The 1,233-nt window shown below is 46.9% G+C and carries 1 protein-coding gene; it reads left to right on the top strand.

Features of this window, described 5'->3' with window-relative positions; all coding sequences use genetic code 11:
* The coding region (locus R7070_RS25675) for a TldD/PmbA family protein (protein WP_318141447.1) at window positions 1–1,191 on the top strand (1,191 nt) is incomplete at its 5' end.
* Between the last annotated feature and the right edge of the window lie 42 nt (window positions 1,192–1,233).

The raw sequence follows: 1,233 nt of genomic DNA, 5'->3' as shown, positions 1-1,233 counted from the left end.
AGTCAAGTGCTGGGTGTTCGACTTATTAAAGATGCTCGTGTCGCGACAAGCTATTCTGAATCACTAGAGCAACCAAGTTTAGATTTGATGCTCACAAACGCGCTGCAAAGTGCTCGTTTTTCTAAGCAAGATGAACATCAAACCATCAGCTGCGTAAACAGCAAAATCACCACTGATATTGCAGAAATTGCGCAAGACGATACCACATCGGTCGATGAGAAAATTGAACTGTCACTTGCGCTTGAGCAAGGTGTTGTGGCTTTGCCTCACGCTTCAAGCTCACCATACAATGGTTACAGTGACGGTGAAACTCAGCTCATCATCGCGAATACTCAGGGTACGTTATGTCAACACTTCGAGCGATCGTTCACTTGTTACGCGTATACCTTATTTGAAAAAGATGGCAAACAGTCGATGGCAGGTAGAATGTCGTTAGGTCGCCGTTTTGATGAGTTGAATCCAACTTACTGCATTGAAGGCGGTTACAACCTTGCTCGCGATCTTCTTGATGGAGTACCAGTTGCGACAGGTAACTATCCGGCTATCTTCCACATCAATGCGCTAGCAAGTTTATTCGGTGCTTTCGGCAGTGCGTTTTCTGGTGTGAGTGCGATGAAGGGCATCTCGCCACTGGGTGACAAGCTTGGTCAAAGCGTAGCAAGTGAACTTCTCACCTTTACCGATGCGGCATACATGCCAAATGGTATGGCTATCGCAGGGTTTGATAGTGAAGGTTTTGCCACCCAAGACAATGTGTTGATCGCTAATGGCCAACTGAATACGCTATTGCACAATAGCCAAACAGCGAGTTATTTGGGTGCAGTGTCGACGGCAAGTGCATCTCGCAGTGCGAAATCGAGCCTAGACGTATCGGCAAATCATAAAGTGATTGCGACAGGCAACAGCAGTGCGTCAGAAGTCAAAGCAGGTGAATACCTAGAATTAGTGGAACTGCAAGGGGTTCACTCTGGTGCAGATGCTGTCAGTGGTGATTTCTCATTTGGCGCGAGTGGTTTCTTGTGCCGTGATGGTCAGCGTGTTCAACCTGTGCGCGGAATTACAGTTGCAGGTAACTTCTATAAGATGCTGCAAGAAGTAGAAGCTGTGGGTGATACGCAGCTTATTAATGATAGCCGCACTTTCTTCGCGCCAGATGTGCGTTTTGCTCGATTGAGTATTGGCGGTAAATAAGCGCGGCATAGAAAGTCAGAAACAAAAAAGAGGACTCAATCG

The sequence above is a fragment of the Vibrio sp. 1557 genome (assembly GCF_033340175.1).
Classification (GTDB): Bacteria; Pseudomonadota; Gammaproteobacteria; order Enterobacterales; family Vibrionaceae; genus Vibrio; species Vibrio alginolyticus.
This window is presented reverse-complemented; position numbering and strand designations above follow the sequence as displayed.